Origin of the sequence: Pseudomonas alvandae (assembly GCF_019141525.1) — a bacterium.
In the GTDB taxonomy this organism is placed as follows: Bacteria; Pseudomonadota; Gammaproteobacteria; order Pseudomonadales; family Pseudomonadaceae; genus Aquipseudomonas; species Aquipseudomonas alvandae.
In genome coordinates this window covers 2,612,386-2,627,403 of record NZ_CP077080.1, presented here as the reverse complement: position 1 = coordinate 2,627,403, position 15,018 = coordinate 2,612,386, and the positions used below count along the sequence as shown (strand labels likewise).

General features: G+C 61.6%; 21 protein-coding genes. 16 read left to right on the top strand and 5 right to left on the bottom strand.

All coding sequences use genetic code 11. The features are described 5' to 3' along the window. The first annotated feature begins 2 nt into the window (after nucleotides 1–2). Together KSS97_RS11800 and KSS97_RS11795 are read left to right on the top strand one after the other, a co-directional pair. Nucleotides 3–218, top strand: coding sequence for a hypothetical protein (locus tag KSS97_RS11800; RefSeq protein WP_030142221.1), 216 nt, complete (start codon nucleotides 3–5; stop codon nucleotides 216–218). A gap of 112 nt (nucleotides 219–330) precedes the next feature. After that, nucleotides 331–612 carry a hypothetical protein gene (locus KSS97_RS11795; RefSeq protein WP_030142222.1) on the top strand — a complete coding sequence of 94 codons (282 nt, stop codon included), beginning with the start codon at nucleotides 331–333 and terminating at the stop codon, nucleotides 610–612. A 1-nt stretch (nucleotide 613) separates the two neighbouring features. Here KSS97_RS11795 and KSS97_RS11790 read toward each other — a convergent pair whose 3' ends face one another. Together KSS97_RS11790 and KSS97_RS11785 are read right to left on the bottom strand one after the other, a co-directional pair. Continuing rightward, nucleotides 614–844, bottom strand: coding sequence for a hypothetical protein (locus KSS97_RS11790; protein WP_030142223.1), 231 nt, complete (start codon nucleotides 842–844; stop codon nucleotides 614–616). A gap of 107 nt (nucleotides 845–951) precedes the next feature. After that, nucleotides 952–1,302, bottom strand: a complete 351-nt coding sequence (locus KSS97_RS11785; RefSeq protein WP_217861706.1) for a hypothetical protein — start codon at nucleotides 1,300–1,302, stop codon at nucleotides 952–954. A 202-nt stretch (nucleotides 1,303–1,504) separates the two neighbouring features. On the opposite strand from KSS97_RS11785, the gene KSS97_RS11780 reads away from it, so the two are divergent. From KSS97_RS11780 to ada, 5 genes are all read left to right on the top strand, one after another. Continuing rightward, complete coding sequence (locus tag KSS97_RS11780) at nucleotides 1,505–1,807, top strand: DUF1883 domain-containing protein (protein ID WP_030142225.1); 303 nt, start codon at nucleotides 1,505–1,507, stop codon at nucleotides 1,805–1,807. Between the two features lie 29 nt (nucleotides 1,808–1,836). Further along, nucleotides 1,837–2,007 carry a hypothetical protein gene (locus KSS97_RS11775; protein WP_217861705.1) on the top strand — a complete coding sequence of 57 codons (171 nt, stop codon included), beginning with the start codon at nucleotides 1,837–1,839 and terminating at the stop codon, nucleotides 2,005–2,007. 230 nt (nucleotides 2,008–2,237) lie between these two features. Then, nucleotides 2,238–2,957: a 2OG-Fe(II) oxygenase gene (locus KSS97_RS11770; protein ID WP_217861704.1), complete on the top strand. Its 720-nt coding sequence runs from the start codon at nucleotides 2,238–2,240 to the stop codon at nucleotides 2,955–2,957. Continuing rightward, nucleotides 2,944–3,624, top strand: coding sequence for a DNA oxidative demethylase AlkB (gene alkB / locus KSS97_RS11765; protein ID WP_438269629.1), 681 nt, complete (start codon nucleotides 2,944–2,946; stop codon nucleotides 3,622–3,624). The genes KSS97_RS11770 and alkB overlap by 14 nt, the downstream gene beginning before the upstream one ends. Before the next feature lie 87 nt (nucleotides 3,625–3,711). Further along, nucleotides 3,712–4,785, top strand: coding sequence for a bifunctional DNA-binding transcriptional regulator/O6-methylguanine-DNA methyltransferase Ada (gene ada / locus KSS97_RS11760; protein ID WP_030142228.1), 1,074 nt, complete (start codon nucleotides 3,712–3,714; stop codon nucleotides 4,783–4,785). Here ada and KSS97_RS11755 read toward each other — a convergent pair. Further along, the gene (locus KSS97_RS11755; RefSeq protein WP_217861703.1) at nucleotides 4,749–5,237 is read right to left on the bottom strand and encodes a GyrI-like domain-containing protein; all 489 of its coding nucleotides are present in this window, start codon (nucleotides 5,235–5,237) and stop codon (nucleotides 4,749–4,751) included. The genes ada and KSS97_RS11755 overlap by 37 nt on opposite strands. A gap of 148 nt (nucleotides 5,238–5,385) precedes the next feature. On the opposite strand from KSS97_RS11755, the gene KSS97_RS11750 reads away from it, so the two are divergent. The 8 genes from KSS97_RS11750 to KSS97_RS11715 all read left to right on the top strand — a co-directional run bounded on the left by KSS97_RS11750 (nucleotide 5,386) and on the right by KSS97_RS11715 (nucleotide 11,840). Further along, the gene (locus KSS97_RS11750; RefSeq protein ID WP_198798338.1) at nucleotides 5,386–6,447 is read left to right on the top strand and encodes an NAD(P)H-dependent flavin oxidoreductase; all 1,062 of its coding nucleotides are present in this window, start codon (nucleotides 5,386–5,388) and stop codon (nucleotides 6,445–6,447) included. Between the two features lie 238 nt (nucleotides 6,448–6,685). After that, entirely contained in the window at nucleotides 6,686–7,438 is a 753-nt protein-coding gene (gene modA / locus KSS97_RS11745; RefSeq protein WP_085987077.1) for a molybdate ABC transporter substrate-binding protein, read from the top strand. Then, nucleotides 7,439–8,116 carry a molybdate ABC transporter permease subunit gene (modB, locus tag KSS97_RS11740; protein WP_217861702.1) on the top strand — a complete coding sequence of 226 codons (678 nt, stop codon included), beginning with the start codon at nucleotides 7,439–7,441 and terminating at the stop codon, nucleotides 8,114–8,116. It abuts the gene before it with no gap. A 3-nt stretch (nucleotides 8,117–8,119) separates the two neighbouring features. Then, on the top strand, nucleotides 8,120–9,199 hold the full coding sequence (gene modC / locus KSS97_RS11735) for a molybdenum ABC transporter ATP-binding protein (protein WP_217861701.1): 1,080 nt from the start codon (nucleotides 8,120–8,122) through the stop codon (nucleotides 9,197–9,199). 208 nt (nucleotides 9,200–9,407) lie between these two features. Further along, the gene (locus tag KSS97_RS11730) at nucleotides 9,408–10,445 is read left to right on the top strand and encodes a DNA topoisomerase IB (RefSeq protein WP_217861700.1); all 1,038 of its coding nucleotides are present in this window, start codon (nucleotides 9,408–9,410) and stop codon (nucleotides 10,443–10,445) included. Between the two features lie 134 nt (nucleotides 10,446–10,579). Then, on the top strand, nucleotides 10,580–11,143 hold the full coding sequence (locus tag KSS97_RS11725) for an ATP-dependent Clp protease proteolytic subunit (protein WP_030142235.1): 564 nt from the start codon (nucleotides 10,580–10,582) through the stop codon (nucleotides 11,141–11,143). 230 nt (nucleotides 11,144–11,373) lie between these two features. Continuing rightward, a complete protein-coding gene (locus tag KSS97_RS11720) occupies nucleotides 11,374–11,553 on the top strand; it encodes a con-10 family general stress protein (RefSeq protein WP_003182983.1) in 180 nt (59 codons plus the stop codon). 62 nt (nucleotides 11,554–11,615) lie between these two features. Next, complete coding sequence (locus KSS97_RS11715) at nucleotides 11,616–11,840, top strand: hypothetical protein (protein ID WP_030142236.1); 225 nt, start codon at nucleotides 11,616–11,618, stop codon at nucleotides 11,838–11,840. 209 nt (nucleotides 11,841–12,049) lie between these two features. Here KSS97_RS11715 and KSS97_RS11710 read toward each other — a convergent pair whose 3' ends face one another. Both KSS97_RS11710 and KSS97_RS11705 read right to left on the bottom strand, forming a co-directional pair. Continuing rightward, nucleotides 12,050–12,802: an OBAP family protein gene (locus KSS97_RS11710; protein WP_217861699.1), complete on the bottom strand. Its 753-nt coding sequence runs from the start codon at nucleotides 12,800–12,802 to the stop codon at nucleotides 12,050–12,052. An 88-nt stretch (nucleotides 12,803–12,890) separates the two neighbouring features. Continuing rightward, nucleotides 12,891–13,427, bottom strand: a complete 537-nt coding sequence (locus tag KSS97_RS11705) for a DUF3087 family protein (RefSeq protein ID WP_217861698.1) — start codon at nucleotides 13,425–13,427, stop codon at nucleotides 12,891–12,893. A 217-nt stretch (nucleotides 13,428–13,644) separates the two neighbouring features. On the opposite strand from KSS97_RS11705, the gene ppnN reads away from it, so the two are divergent. Further along, the gene (gene ppnN, locus KSS97_RS11700; protein ID WP_030142239.1) at nucleotides 13,645–15,018 is read left to right on the top strand and encodes a nucleotide 5'-monophosphate nucleosidase PpnN; all 1,374 of its coding nucleotides are present in this window, start codon (nucleotides 13,645–13,647) and stop codon (nucleotides 15,016–15,018) included.

Here is a 15,018-nt window from a genome sequence, read left to right as displayed (position 1 = left end):
AGATGTCGGCAACACAGAACGCAAACGGTTATTCGGTCAGCCAGGACAAGGACGGCCAATGGTGGATTATCAACTACCATGGCGAGCAGGTGGCCGGCCCCTTGCCCAGCAAGACGATGGCGGTGGAAGTCGCCGCGGTCTTCCAGGACGAGCGCTCTGCACCGGCGCCCCGGGAGCGCGAACAGGCGCCAGCGCGCAATAATCGCCGCAAGAAGTAATCGACCAGCCCCTTCGACGCCTGGGTGCTCGAAGGGGCCATTGGTTTAGCTGTACCGGAATGGCCATTCGCTATAATCTCGCGCCATCCTTCCCTTCTCGATGACTCTCCCCATGAAGACACTCCTGGCGCTGTCCGCAGTCCTGGCCCTGGCAGGTTGTGCCTCGGCGGAAAAAACCTACCTGGATAACGGCGAGCAAGGCCTGTCCATCGACTGTTCGGGCGAAGCCAACTCCTGGGCCACCTGCTATGAGAAGGCGGATGCCTCATGCGCCGGCACCGGCTACCGCATCGTCGGCACCGATGGCACGCCACAGGCCAAGGACAGCGAAAAAACCTTGGGCGTCGACGTCGGGAACTTCACCAGCCGCAGTGTCGTGGTCGTCTGCAAATAAGCTAGATGTGAATCTCGGCGAACTTGATCCCCAGGCCCCGCAAGGTCTCGATCAGGTCATCGAGCCGGCCGAAGGATTCGACTTCGTCCTGGTCATCCACGAGAAAGAAACTGCGTCCGGCGCTTTTCTTGAAGAAGACGATCCATTCCCCGGGGCTCGCGGGATTCTGTATCACATGGGTGGCGCAGATAAGTCCTTCTGCATGGCGCTCGCGGACCTGCTCGCGTTTCATCGACTGAACTCCATAAATGACAATGCCGCCAACGTGACCGTGGCGGCATTTTTTCGAAGGACGCAGCTTAACCGATGCCCGGCCCGTTCGTCAGGCCCGGGACGCGCTCAACCGGAGATGCACGCGTTGGCCGCTTCCTGCACGTCTCCCGGACGCACCGGCACGTTGGACAGGCTTTCGTGCAACTTGATGCTGCTGCCACTGGAACGCTCGTCAATGTCGAACACCGCCGCGGGCAGCGTCGACAATCGGCCTGGCACGATCACCCGGACGCCGTTCTTGTGCGGCTCCATCTGCAGCGGGCCACGGGTCTTGAGCAGCTTGTCGGCAACGCAATTGGCGTATTCATGAGGTTTCTTACCGGAGATGACGCTCATGGTGGGTGGCGTCTGGTTGATGTCCGATACCGATGCACATCCACCCAGGACCAAGGCCATTACCCACACGCTGCGCTTCATATCAATCCTCCGATAAAGACCCTCCGACAATGCAAACGCCGTTTTTCTCCGGCGCCCCGTTTTTTTTTATTCGCCTACCGGCAATAAATAAGTTTCACCCAGGACAGGGGTCGGTTATTGCACCGTGGTGCTGGTAAACTGCGCGCCATTATTTGCCCACCTTGCCGTGTCGATTGCAAGAAATGCCCTTCTGGAGGCACCCATGAAATTCATCCATCAGCGCGAGCACCTCAACGAGGACGACATCGTCGTCATCGAATGCTCCCAAATGTGCAACATCCGCTTGATGAACGACGCCAATTTCCGCAGCTTCAAGAACGGTGGCCGGCACACTTACCATGGCGGCGCGTTCGACACGTTCCCGGCCAGGATCACCGCGCCCAGCACCGGTTTCTGGAACATTACCATCGACACCGTCAGCCGTCGCGCCATCAGCGTCACCCGCAAGCCGACCCTGACCCACAAGATCAAGATCATCCGGCGCTCCAGCTCGAAACTCAGCTGAGCCGCCCTATCGCAAAGGACAGGAAAACCGTGGCCCCGACGACCAAATACGTGATCAAGTACAAGCTCAACGGCGAACGCCGCTTCGAGTTCGCACAGCTGCAAACCGGCACTGAGGAAGAAGCCATGGCCGCGCTGAAAAAGCTGCATGGCGAGACGGACGACGAGATCACCGAGCTCAAGGTCAGCAAGGCACTGTAAGACGCAGCCATGCATCCGTGGCGAGGGGATTTATCCCCGCTGGGCTGCGCAGCAGCCCAAAACTTGCTACCTCATTGCAGCAGGTGAAAAGTGAATGCGAGCTTACGACTGCTGCGCAGCCGAGCGGGGATAAATCCCCTCGCCACAAGAGCTCTCAAATAAGCAAGAAACGGGGTGCCTGCACCGCAGCATTCTTCAGACTGACCAGTCCTTCCAACAGGATTGCAATCATGTCCCCTACGCCCTCCCTGACCCAACACCTCGCCGACCTCGACTGGCCCACCCTGGAACGAAACCTCGACCAGGACGGCTGTGCCGCCATTCGCAACCTGCTGCTGGCGGCGCAATGCCAACGGTTGAGCGGCTTGTACGCCGACCCCGGGTTTTTCCGTTCACGGGTAATAATGGCGCGCCATGGATTCGGGCGCGGCGAGTACCAGTACTTTGCTTATCCGCTGCCTGAAGTGATCCAGCAATTGCGTCAGTCGCTGTATCCGAAGCTGGTACCGCTGGCCAATCGCTGGAATGAATGCATGGGGCTGGAAGCGCGATTTCCCGAGCAACACACCGATTTCATCCAACGCTGCCACGCCGCCGGTCAACAACGCCCCACTCCATTGCTGCTGCAATACGGGCCTCAGGACTACAACTGCCTGCACCAGGACCTGTATGGCGAGCACGTATTCCCGCTGCAGGTGGCGATCCTGCTGTCGGAACCCGGCGAGGACTTCACCGGGGGCGAGTTCGTCCTCACCGAGCAGCGCCCGCGTATGCAGTCGCGCCCCCAGGTCACCGACTTGAAACAAGGCGACGCCGTAGTGTTCGCCGTGCATCAGCGGCCGGTCAAAGGCGTTCGAGGTTATTATCGAGTCAACTTGCGCCATGGCGTCAGCCGCGTACACAGCGGGCGCCGGCATACACTCGGGATCATTTTTCATGATGCGCAATGACGACACGCCCATCACCTTCGACCTGTTCGCCGACCAGGCGCCCACTCTCCCAGGCCAGGTCGAGCAGATCGGCCGACAGTCCTTTGTACTGCGCGGGTTTGCCCTGCCTTGGCTCGACCGCCTGCTGCCGGCCCTGGAAAGCGTCTTGCAGGCAGCACCGTTCCGGCAGATGGTCACGCCCGGCGGTTTCACCATGTCGGTGGCCTTGACCAGTTGTGGCGCGCTCGGCTGGACCACTGACCGCAGCGGCTACCGCTATACCGCCCACGACCCGCAGACCGGCCACCCCTGGCCCGACATGCCGCAAGTATTTCGCGAACTGGCCCTGGCCGCCGCCCGTGAGGCAAGGTTCGAGCATTTCGAGCCGGACGCCTGCCTGATCAACCGCTACGTGCCTGGCGCACGCATGTCGCTGCACCAGGACAAGAACGAACGTTCCCTGACGGCCCCCGTCGTCTCGCTCTCCCTGGGCCTGCCAGCCGTCTTCCAGTTCGGCGGATTCGAGCGCAGCGACAAAAGCCAGCGCATCCCGTTGTTCCATGGCGACATTGTGGTCTGGGGTGGCGTGGACCGGTTACGCTACCACGGCGTGCTGCCGCTCAAGCCCGGAGAGCATCCGCGCCTGGGCGCCCAACGGATCAACCTGACGTTCCGCATGGCCGGTTAAAAGCGCAGAATTCAACCGCAAGACCCGGAGTGCCGTCACAAGCATGGCTCCTTACTCTAGGCAAAACGGGCCAATGGAATAACGACCATGAACAACACTTCCAACAACCGCTCCCCTGATCAGGACCCACGCTGGGCCGCCGTGCTCGCCCGGGATCCACGCGCCGACGGCACATTTGTCTACGGCGTGAAGACCACTGGCATCTATTGCCACCCCAGCAGCCTGTCGCGCCTGCCGAACCCGCGCAACGTCGAATTCTTCGACACGCCGGAACAGGCCCAGGCCGCCGGCTACCGTCCCAGCAAGCGCCTGGCAAGGGACCAGACCCAGATTGCCGCGCAACAAGCGGCCCGGGTCGCGGCCGCCTGCCGGCAGATCGAGGCGGCCGAGGAACTGCCTGGGCTGAATGACCTCGCCAGGACTGCGGGCCTGAGCCCCTTCCACTTCCATCGAGTCTTCAAATCCATCACCGGCCTGACACCCAAGGCCTACGCCGCAGCCCATCGCTCACGCAAGGTGCGCGAACGCCTGGCAGACGCCGGATCGGTGACCGAAGCGCTGTATGACGCCGGCTTCAATTCCAACAGCCGCTTCTATGAAGCCGCCGACAAAGTCCTGGGCATGAAACCCGCCGATTACCGCGCCGCCGGACAAAACACTGACATTCGCTTCGCCGTCGGCCAGTGCTCCCTCGGGGCGATCCTGGTGGCGCAAAGCGAGCGTGGCGTATGCGCGATCCTGCTGGGGGATGATCCGGACGCGCTGGTGCGCGACCTGCAGGACAAATTCCGCCGTGCCAACCTCATCGGCGCCGACCGGGAATTCGAGCAACTGATCGCCCAGGTGGTGGGGTTTATCGAAGCGCCGGCCTTGGGCCTGGATTTGCCGTTGGACCTGCGCGGCACGGCGTTCCAGGAGCGGGTCTGGCAGGCTCTGCGGGAGATTCCACCCGGCAGCACCGCCAGCTACGCCGAGATCGCCCAGCGCATCGGCTTGCCCAAAGCGGTGCGCGCGGTGGCCCAGGCCTGCGGTGCCAACAGCCTCGCCGTGGCGATACCCTGCCATCGGGTGGTGCGCAGCGACGGCAACCTGTCCGGCTACCGATGGGGCGTTGAGCGCAAGCGTCAGCTGTTGGCGCTGGAGCGCTCGCTGGAGGATTGAACGCCGATATAGATCGCGACCGAATCGGGTGCGTTGTACACCTCGAAATCGGTGGTGAACCGGCGCACGGCCTGCGGGTTGTCGGCGAAGTACGCCCAGATCAGCCCCCAGGCCTGGATCACGCAGCCAGGCATCTCGCCCTTGGCCGAGAACACCAGGTAGTCCCCGCCTTCGACGTCCACGGCGGGGTAGCCTGCGCTCGTGGCATCGACCTGCACACCCGCCGTCACGTTGAAATAGCCAGTCGCATCGGACTCATAGTCGGAATACACCCCATAGACGAACGACTCCGACTGACGCGCCGGGATCCGGTCGAACACCCCTTCGGTGAAGAACTGCTGCCACATCGGGCCGATCTTCGCCGCGTCGTCCCGTTGCTCGTCGGCGTTGCGGGTGCGCACCTGCAATCCGGCGACCGTGAAGGGTTCGACGGTCCTGAGTTTCACGTCCATGGGTCGGGCTCCTTGATGGTTGAAGTCCGCATGGTACCGTTCCTTGCGTCGGGATCAACCCGGGCATCGATTGAAAAACTCGACTGGCCCTGGCCGGGTCACTCCTGCTAAAAACAGCATTTCCTTCTGCCCTCGGAGACACCCGTACATGAGTCAGTGGCCAGACACCCGCATTCTCGACCTGCTCGGCATCGAGCATCCGATCATCCAGGGTCCGCTGGCCGGGGTGACCGGTCCGGCCATGGTGGTCGCCACGTCCAATGCCGGTGGGATGGGTTCGATGCCTGCCGCGATGCTCGATGTAGAGCAATTGCGCCAGGCCCTGACCGACATTGCAGGACAGACCGACAAGCCGTTCAACGTGAATTTTTTCAGCCACCAACCGCCGGTCTTTGATGAGCAAAGGGCCGAGGCCTGGAAGCAACGACTCAAGCCTTATTACGAAGAGCTTGGCGCCGATTTTGACGCGCCAACGCCGGTATCCAATCGCACGCCATTCGACGACGCAGCCTGCCGCGTGCTGGAAGAGTTGCGGCCCAAGGTGGTCAGCTTCCACTTCGGCCTGCCGGAAAAGTCGTTGCTGGATCGGGTCAAGGCCACCGGGGCGAAAATCCTCTCGTCGGCCACCACCGTCGAGGAAGCCATCTGGCTCGAACAACACGGCTGCGACGCGATCATCGCCATGGGTTATGAAGCCGGCGGTCATCGCGGGATGTTCCTCAGTGAAGACCTCAACACTCAAGTGGGCCTGTTCGCCCTGCTGCCGCAGATCGTGGACGCAGTGAAGGTGCCGGTGATCGCAACCGGCGGTATCGGCGATGCGCGCGGAATCGTCGCCGCGTTCGCCCTGGGCGCGTCGGCGGTACAGCTGGGCAGCGCCTATCTGTTCACGCCGGAAGCCAAGATCAGCGCGTCCCATCACCGGGCGTTGCGCACGGCCAAGGAAAGCCAGACCGCGGTCACCAATCTGTTCACCGGGCGCCCGGCCCGAGGGATCGTCAACCGAGTGATGCGCGAAGTCGGCCCGATGAGCCCGCTCGCCCCCGCCTTTCCCCTGGCGGGCGGCGCATTGATGCCCTTGCGCGCCAAAGATGAAGCTGACTTCTCCAATCTCTGGGCCGGCCAGGCGTTTCCCATGGGGCGAGAATTGCCGAGCGGCGAGTTGACGCGGCGTCTGGCCGAGGAGGCGCTGGCTCGATTCAAGGGCTGAGCGCAAGCCTGACAGTCCCCGGCGCTTGACCGGACGCTATCGCGAGCAAGCTCGCTCCCACAGGGGTTCAGTGTGAATATCAATCATGCATTCATCCCGAAATCCTGTGGGAGCGAGATTGCTCGCGATGACGGCAGCCCTGCCACCGCTGACTTCTGACAAAATGCCACGTTCCGTTTGTCAGCCATTCGCTATATATTCCGCTATATAGCGAACCCGCCCCCACGGAACCCTGTCCATGCGCCCAGTCCATTTCGCCCCGCTGCTGCTGGCAGCCTGCTTTTGTGTCAACGCTGCCCACGCCGAAGAGGTGCAAGTCGCGGTCGCGTCCAATTTCACCGCCCCGATCCAGGCCATCGCCGCCGATTTCGAGAAGGACACCGGACACAAACTGATTGCCGCATACGGCGCGACCGGGCAGTTCTACACCCAGATCAAGAACGGCGCGCCGTTCGAAGTGTTCCTCGCCGCCGACGACACCACCCCGGCCAAACTGGAAAGCGAAGGCGATACCGTGAAAGGCTCGCGCTTCACCTACGCCATTGGCACGCTTGCGTTGTGGTCAGCCAAGGACAATTACGTCGACGCCAAGGGCCAGGTCCTGCGGGACAACGCGTTCCAACACCTGTCCATCGCTAACCCGAAAGCCGCGCCCTATGGCCTCGCCGCCACCCAGGTGTTGGATAAGATGGGGCTCGCCAATCAGGTCAAGGGCAAGATCGTCGAAGGCCAGAACATCACCCAGGCCTACCAGTTCGTTTCCACCGGCAATGCCGAGCTCGGTTTCGTGGCCTTGTCCCAGGTGTTCAAGGACGGCAAGCTGGCGAGCGGTTCCGCGTGGATTGTCCCTGCCGAACTGCACGACCCGATCAAGCAGGACGCCGTGATCCTCGGCAAGGGCCGGGACAACCCTGCCGCGAAGGCATTGATGGACTACCTCAAGGGGCCGAAAGCCGCCGCTATCATCCAAGCCTACGGTTATCAACGCTAAATGCTGACCGGCGCCGACTATTCCGCCATCGGGTTGACCCTGAAACTGGCGTCACTGACCACGGTGATCCTGCTGCTGATCGGCACGCCCATCGCCTTGTGGCTGTCGCGCACCCGATCCTGGCTGCGCGGGCCCGTGGGTGCAGTGGTCGCCCTGCCATTGGTGCTGCCGCCGACCGTGATCGGCTTCTATCTGTTGCTGGCATTGGGGCCGAACGGCTGGATCGGCCAGTTCACCCAGGCCCTCGGCCTGGGCACCCTCACCTTCAGCTTTACCGGGCTGGTGATTGGCTCGGTGATCTATTCGATGCCCTTCGTCGTGCAGCCGCTGCAAAACGCTTTTTCCGCCATCGGCAGCCGCCCCCTGGAAGTCGCCGCCACCCTGCGAGCCGGGCCGTGGGACACCTTCTTCAGCGTCATCCTGCCCTTGGCGCGCCCCGGCTTCATCACGGCGACGATCCTCGGCTTCGCCCACACGGTCGGCGAATTTGGCGTGGTGCTGATGATCGGCGGGAACATCCCGGAGAAGACCCGGGTGGTGTCGGTGCAGATCTACGACCATGTCGAAGCCCTTGAATACAGCCAGGCCCACTGGCTGGCGGCGGCGATGCTGGTGTTTTCCTTCCTGGTGTTGCTGGCGTTGTATTCCAGCCGCCGAACCCGCGCCGGCTGGAGCTGATCGATGATCCAGGCGAGATTTCAACTCGACCACGGCCCGTTTTCCCTGGACCTGGACGTGCAATTGCCTGGCCGGGGCGTGACCGCGCTATACGGCGAATCCGGCTCCGGCAAGACCACCTGCCTGCGCTGCATCGCCGGGCTGGACCGGCCTGCGCGGGGCTTCGTCGAGGTCAATGGCGAGGTGTGGCAGGACAGCGAGCGCGGGATTTTCGTGCCGCCCCACCAGCGAGCGCTGGGGTACGTTTTCCAAGAGGCGAGCCTGTTCGATCACCTGTCGGTGCGCGGTAACTTGCTGTTCGGCCTCAAGCGCGTCGCCACGGCGCAACGGCGCGTGGACATGACCCAAGCGACGGAACTGCTGGGCATCGGCCACCTGCTCGACAGGCAGCCGCACAACCTCTCCGGCGGCGAACGCCAGCGCGTTGGTATCGCCCGCGCCTTGTTGACCAGCCCGCGCTTGCTGCTGATGGATGAACCGCTGGCGGCCCTCGATACGCGACGCAAGAACGAGATCCTGCCGTACCTGCAACGACTCCACGATGAACTGGACATCCCGGTGCTGTACGTCAGCCATTCCCAGGATGAAGTGGCGCGCCTGGCCGATCACATCGTGTTGCTGGATGCCGGGCGGGCCTTGGCCAGCGGGCCGATCGGCGAGACCCTGGCCCGGCTCGACCTGCCACTGGCCCTGGGCGATGACGCAGGCGTGGTGATCCAGGGCAAGGTCGCCGGCTATGACACGCAGTATCAGTTGCTCACCCTGACGCTGCCCGACAGCCAGCTCCGCATGCGCGTGACCCACACGCCCCTGGCTGACGGACTGCCGCTGCGCATCAAGGTACAGGCCCGGGACGTCAGCCTGAGCCTGGCAAACGATGCGCAGACCAGCATCCTCAATCGCCTGCCAGTGACGGTGGTCAGCGAACTGGCCGGCGACAACGCGGCCCACGTGCTGATCCGCCTGGACGCTGCCGGCACCCCGCTGCTGGCGCGGATCACCCGGTATTCCCGCGACCAGTTGAAGCTGCACCCAGGGCAATTGCTGTGGGCGCAGATCAAGGCGGTGGCGGTGTTGGCGTAGCCGTTCACAGAAGATTTCCCCTGTGGGAGCGAGCTTGCTCGCGATGACGTCGGCACATTCAGCTTCTGAGCAAGCTGATCCACCGCTATCGCGAGCAAGCTCGCTCCCACAGGGTTTGAATCGGGTGATATGAGAATCTCGGCACGACCGCAACGGCCAGCGGTCAATGAATTCACAGGCCATCCGAATTCATCGCCAAGGATCCACCATGCCCGATACCCCAATGCCCGATGCGCTCCCGGCCGACTTGCATTACGTCGACGACACGGCGCCGGGCATCACCCGCAGGAAACTGCGGGGCAAGTTCTGTTATTTCGATCCATCGGGCGAGCGCATCACCGACGCAACCGAAATCCAGCGCATCAATGCCCTGGCCGTTCCGCCGGCCTACACCGATGTCTGGATCTGCACCGACCCGCGCGGCCATCTCCAGGCCACCGGCCGCGATGCCCGTGGGCGCAAGCAGTACCGTTATCATCCACGCTGGCGCGAAGTGCGCGATGCCGACAAGTATTCACGCATGCTGGAGTTTGGCCGCACCCTGCCCCGCTTGCGCAAGCGCCTGGAAGACATTCTCGCCGCCCCGGGCTTCAGCCGCGACAAAGTCATGGCAACAGTCATCACCTTGCTCGACGTGACCCTGATCCGCGTCGGCAACACCCAATACGCCCGGGATAATCGTTCCTACGGCCTGACCACGCTGCGCAATAAGCACGTCGCGGTCAACGGCAGTGCCATCGCGTTCCAGTTCCGTGGCAAAAGCGGCATCGAACACCAGATCACCGTGAAAGACCGACGCCTGGCGCGCATCATCCGGCGCTGCCAGGAAATGCCCGGACAGAATCTGTTCCAGTACCTGGACGAGAACGGCGAGCGCCACGCCGTCACCTCATCGGACGTCAACGCCTACCTCAAGACACTCACCGGCGCGGATTTCACCGCCAAGGATTACCGCACCTGGGCGGGCAGCGCGGCAGCCCTGGAGGGACTGCGCACATTGCAATGGGAAACCGAAACCGAGGCCAAGCGACACGTCGCCGAGATGGTCCGGCAAGTCGCCCGGCAGTTGGGCAACACGCCAGCCGTCTGTCGCAAATGCTACATCCATCCCGCCGTACTGGAAGGCTTCATGGGCGGCGTCCTGCATGAACTGCCCAAGCCTCGGGTGCGCAAGGGCCTCAGTGCGCAGGAAGCGGCGCTGACGATGTTCCTGGAACGCATGGCCCACGCCGTCGAAGCCTGTTGAGCGAAACGATCGATTCGTTGCCGGACTCGATAACGTGTTACGGAAGTGGAACATCCGACAGCCGGTGGACTCCCAACTGTACAGAGCCGCTGATCCACAGACTCGTCAACGCGTGACGTCGAGAGGAGTTTCAGATGTCCGAACACATCGTCCATTTCCATTGCCAGATCGATCAGGGAACCACCGAACGCTTCCGCGACAATTGCCTGGAAGCCATTGAAAAAGGCGCTGACTCGCTGATGCTCAACCTCTCTACGGTCGGCGGTAGCACCAACTTCGGGTTCACCCTCTACACCTTCATCAAGTCCCTCCCCGTGCCGGTGCGCGCCGTGAACGCCGGCAACATCGAGTCGATGGGCATCGTCATGTACCTGGCCGCCAGCGACCGCACCACGACCCCGCATTCGCGCTTCCTGATCCACCCGATGAATTGGTATTTCGGCCAGAAATCCGTGGACCACTCGCGCTTGCGCGAATACCTGTCCAGCCTCGACAACGACGTGGCGCGGTACGTGGAAATCTACGTCAAGGAAACGGCCGGCGCTGCCACGCAACTGGATATCTTCAAATGCCTGTGCGCCGAAGAACGAGTGATCCCGGCGGAGAATTCCCTGGCCTTCGGCATCGCGCATCGGGTTGAACAAGTGGTGTTCCCACCCGAGGCCAAGCATTGGAAAGTGAGCGGCGGCGAGGACTGAAACCGTCCCCCTGGCAATGAATAAATTCGATTTGACGCCGTTTTGTTTATTAACAAAATCCATGTTGTATAAGTTCAAGCGAAACGGCTGTATAACTTTTTCCATACACTTTTACAAACCAATGCCGTTCGTCGCCAGCGAAACGTTTTTTTTAAACTTCCCTTCGCAGTTTTCTTTCACAGTACTGCGAGGCACGTTTTACTCGCTTAACCAAAATGAGGATTCTCGAAATGGCTAATAGCGGAAACAAAAACCCAGGTAACTTCGCAAACGACCGTGAGAAAGCATCCGAAGCCGGCAAGAAAGGCGGACATGCTTCCGGCGGCAATTTCGCAAACGACCGGGAAAAAGCTTCTGAAGCTGGCCGCAAAGGTGGCGAACGTAGCCACGGCGGTGGCCGGAAGTCGTAACCCGGAGAATCGTTGGGGCGCAGCTTTGCTGCGTCCTGGCGCTTAACCTGTCGAGGTCATGAATGAGCCACGATCGATTCATCATCAGCTTTATCGCCGACGGCCAACCCGATAGCCGGGTACTCGCAACGGACACCGAGACGCTGACCACCGAAGAAGCCGAAGCGCTCTTGAGGGTGACCTTCACTGAACTTAAGAGTGTCAAGATCAGTGACGTTCAAGTTCAGAAAAGAACCAGGCCAAACGAAACGGAACATGATGTTCCGGGGCATTTCAAACAGCCGTAACGGATGCCGATCGCCCCACCTAACTTCCAAACGCACCTATCTTTTGCTGTCGCTGCACTTGTGGCGAGGGGATTTATCCCCGCTGGGCTGCGAAGCAGCCCCCCGGGCGACAAACTTGATATCTGATTCGTTTATTATTTGGGGTCGCTTCGCAACCCAGCGGGGATAAATCCCCTCGCCACAGAAAGCTTTCTTCAAGATCACTTTCTTTAATGAGCATGCCCCGTCGGATCCTTGATCTGCCAAATCTTGCCTTTCTGCCACGCATCCGCGCCAGGATCGATTGCCGGCGCCTCGATGGATTCGCGGGCACGTTTCTTCGCTTCGCTGTCGATGCCCATCCGCCCGTCGCGCTCGCGCACCAGCTGCGAATCGATCTGGCCATCGGCCGTAAAGCCCATCATCAATTGCGGGACGCCATAGGGCAGCGCATTGCCCTGCTCGGTGTGCCAGGTGTGCCAGGTCTTGCCGTAGGTGCCGACCAGATTTTTCATCAAGCGAGTCTCCGCGACTTCGGGTATGCCCGGCGCGACCAGTTGACCCGACTTCACTTCATGCACATGGCTGTGCCACAGCTGCTTCTCGGCGGCGGGCAAGTCTTCGAACAAGCGCTTGCTGATGATGTACTCCACCCCCATCAGTTTGGCCTTGGCAGTGTTGGCGTCGAAGATGGCGCACTGGAAGACTTCTTCGTTCAGTGCCGTGCAGTAGTGGTGCGCTTCCATTTGCCCGGACATTCGTCCGTTATAGAAATGAAAACCATCGAGGTAGGTATCCAACGCTTGCAACGGGGGTTTGTCCTGCATGATCCCGGCCCCCGCTTCCAGGGTCGCGGTGGTCGGGCTTTTCGCAGCCCCTGGCGCATCCACCGGTGAATGGCTGTTGCCGCCCGCGCAGCCCGCCAGGCCCACCGTTGCCGCATAGAGCATGGCCCAGGTTCCATGAACAATCTTTCCAGGCATCTCGACTCTCCTTTCCATGACTGTTCATGAGAAAGGCGTCCGCTGGCCGGGGTTTGATTTTTTCCCTAAGGGAACCGACGAGCGGCCGCTACGGCCGCGCGTTGTAGGCCTGCTTCACAGTGTCGATCCAGGCCGGGTCCAAGCGTGATTGATCAGGGTCCAGGCCTTGCGCCTGCAATTTCTCCAGATGCTCATCGGCCTCGCGAACCAGCGAGGCGTGGTCGCTGGAATTGGCATCCAGCAGGTGCATCTGGGCCAAGCCCAAGTGATAGAAACGCAACAGTTTCATCGCCGCCGGGTCCCGGGCCTGCGCGCCGGCCTTCACTTGATGCATCACGTTGGTGATGCTCATCAGGCTGCGCTTGAGCTGCCAGCCGTACACCGCCGCACTCATCCACGGCTGCGACCAGAAATACCCGCGCATCAGCCCGACCATCACCAGCACGGCAGCAAATACGCCACCTACATTGAAGCGAAAATTGTCCCCTCCAGGCGTACCGAACGCCATCACTGCCAAGCTCGATAACAGCATCGCCAGCGCGAGAAACACCACGGCCAGGATGAGCGTGCTGCGACGGGTCTGTTGCCGGTAGTCGGCGGCGTCCCACGGTTTGATCTCGAACATCGCGTCGCAATTTCCTTGTGTGGCGTGAAAAGAGTCGCGCATTATCGCCTGCCCGGTCGATTTAGCTATGCTGGGGCTCATTTTAAGTGGCAAGCGATCCGAAGGACCCGGATCAAAGTCCATGGCGATACCGCAAGGATCGTGCGATCTTCCTGCGTGGATGTTTTTTTCAAGATGCCGCCGTCGTGCGAGCGGCATCGTTTTCAAGGAAAGCTGAATGACTCAAAGACATGTAATCAACGCTTCGGTAAGCCCGAAGGGCAGCCTGGAAACCCTGTCCCAGCGCGAAGTGCAGCAACTGAGCGAAGCCGGTTCCGGCAGCATCTACGATCTTTTCCGCCAGTGCGCCCTGGCCATTCTCAATACCGGCGCCCATGTCGATAACGCCAAGACCATCCTGGAAGCCTACAAGGATTTCGAGATCCGCATTCACCAGCAGGACCGTGGCGTGCGCCTGGAACTGCTGAACGCGCCGGCCGACGCATTCGTCGACGGCGAAATGATCGCCAGCACCCGCGAGATGCTGTTCAGCGCCCTGCGCGACATCGTCTATACCGAGAACGAACTGGACAGCCAGCGCATCGACCTGAGCTCATCCCAGGGCATCAGCGACTACGTCTTCCACCTGCTGCGCAACGCTCGCACCCTGCGCCCGGGCGTGGAACCGAAAATCGTCGTGTGCTGGGGCGGTCACTCGATCAACACGGAAGAATACAAATACACCAAGAAAGTCGGCCACGAACTGGGCCTGCGCAGCCTGGACATCTGCACCGGCTGCGGCCCGGGCGTGATGAAGGGCCCGATGAAAGGCGCCACCATCGCCCACGCCAAGCAGCGCATCCACGGCGGTCGCTACCTGGGCCTGACCGAGCCGGGCATCATCGCCGCCGAAGCGCCGAACCCGATCGTCAATGAACTGGTGATCCTGCCGGACATCGAGAAGCGCCTGGAAGCCTTCGTGCGCGTCGGCCACGGCATCATCATCTTCCCGGGCGGCGCCGGTACGGCGGAAGAGTTCCTCTACTTGCTGGGCATTCTCATGCACCCGGCCAACCAGGACCTGCCCTTCCCGGTGATCCTCACCGGGCCTAAAAGCGCCACGCCGTATTTCGAGCAACTGCACGCATTCGTCGGTGCGACCTTGGGCGAGGCCGCGCAAAAGCATTACCAGATCATCATTGACGACCCGGCCGAAGTGGCGCGGCAGATGACCCAGGGGTTGAAAGAAGTGAAGCAGTTCCGCCGCGAGCGCAACGACGCGTTCCACTTCAACTGGCTGCTGAAAATCGACGAAGGTTTCCAGCGTCCGTTCGACCCAACCCACGCCAACATGGCCAGCCTGGGCCTGAGCCGCGAATTGCCAGCCCACGAATTGGCCGCGAACCTGCGCCGGGCGTTCTCGGGGATCGTGGCGGGGAACGTGAAGGACAAGGGCATCCGCCTGATCGAAGAACACGGCCCGTACGAAATCCACGGCGACGCCGCGATCATGGAGCCGCTGGATCGCCTGCTCCAGGCCTTCGTCGCCCAGCATCGGATGAAACTGCCGGGCGGCGCGGCGTATGTGCCGTGCTATCGCGTAGTGACCTGA

Bases quoted from the DNA above. Each gene is read 5' to 3' on its own strand.
- KSS97_RS11750 (WP_198798338.1), top strand. From the start codon at position 5,386: ATGAGTCAGTGGCCAGACACCCGCATTCTCGACCTGCTCGGCATCGAG.
- KSS97_RS11790 (WP_030142223.1), bottom strand. From the start codon at position 844: ATGAAACGCGAGCAGGTCCGCGAGCGCCATGCAGAAGGACTTATCTGC.
- KSS97_RS11780 (WP_030142225.1), top strand. From the start codon at position 1,505: ATGAAATTCATCCATCAGCGCGAGCACCTCAACGAGGACGACATCGTC.
- KSS97_RS11705 (WP_217861698.1), bottom strand. From the start codon at position 13,427: ATGTTCGAGATCAAACCGTGGGACGCCGCCGACTACCGGCAACAGACC.
- modC (WP_217861701.1), top strand. From the start codon at position 8,120: ATGATCCAGGCGAGATTTCAACTCGACCACGGCCCGTTTTCCCTGGAC.
- modB (WP_217861702.1), top strand. From the start codon at position 7,439: ATGCTGACCGGCGCCGACTATTCCGCCATCGGGTTGACCCTGAAACTG.
- KSS97_RS11715 (WP_030142236.1), top strand. From the start codon at position 11,616: ATGAGCCACGATCGATTCATCATCAGCTTTATCGCCGACGGCCAACCC.
- KSS97_RS11755 (WP_217861703.1), bottom strand. From the start codon at position 5,237: ATGGACGTGAAACTCAGGACCGTCGAACCCTTCACGGTCGCCGGATTG.
- KSS97_RS11770 (WP_217861704.1), top strand. From the start codon at position 2,238: ATGTCCCCTACGCCCTCCCTGACCCAACACCTCGCCGACCTCGACTGG.
- alkB (WP_438269629.1), top strand. From the start codon at position 2,944: ATGATGCGCAATGACGACACGCCCATCACCTTCGACCTGTTCGCCGAC.
- ada (WP_030142228.1), top strand. From the start codon at position 3,712: ATGAACAACACTTCCAACAACCGCTCCCCTGATCAGGACCCACGCTGG.
- KSS97_RS11730 (WP_217861700.1), top strand. From the start codon at position 9,408: ATGCCCGATACCCCAATGCCCGATGCGCTCCCGGCCGACTTGCATTAC.
- KSS97_RS11720 (WP_003182983.1), top strand. From the start codon at position 11,374: ATGGCTAATAGCGGAAACAAAAACCCAGGTAACTTCGCAAACGACCGT.
- ppnN (WP_030142239.1), top strand. From the start codon at position 13,645: ATGACTCAAAGACATGTAATCAACGCTTCGGTAAGCCCGAAGGGCAGC.
- modA (WP_085987077.1), top strand. From the start codon at position 6,686: ATGCGCCCAGTCCATTTCGCCCCGCTGCTGCTGGCAGCCTGCTTTTGT.
- KSS97_RS11785 (WP_217861706.1), bottom strand. From the start codon at position 1,302: ATGAAGCGCAGCGTGTGGGTAATGGCCTTGGTCCTGGGTGGATGTGCA.
- KSS97_RS11725 (WP_030142235.1), top strand. From the start codon at position 10,580: ATGTCCGAACACATCGTCCATTTCCATTGCCAGATCGATCAGGGAACC.
- KSS97_RS11795 (WP_030142222.1), top strand. From the start codon at position 331: ATGAAGACACTCCTGGCGCTGTCCGCAGTCCTGGCCCTGGCAGGTTGT.
- KSS97_RS11800 (WP_030142221.1), top strand. From the start codon at position 3: ATGTCGGCAACACAGAACGCAAACGGTTATTCGGTCAGCCAGGACAAG.
- KSS97_RS11710 (WP_217861699.1), bottom strand. From the start codon at position 12,802: ATGCCTGGAAAGATTGTTCATGGAACCTGGGCCATGCTCTATGCGGCA.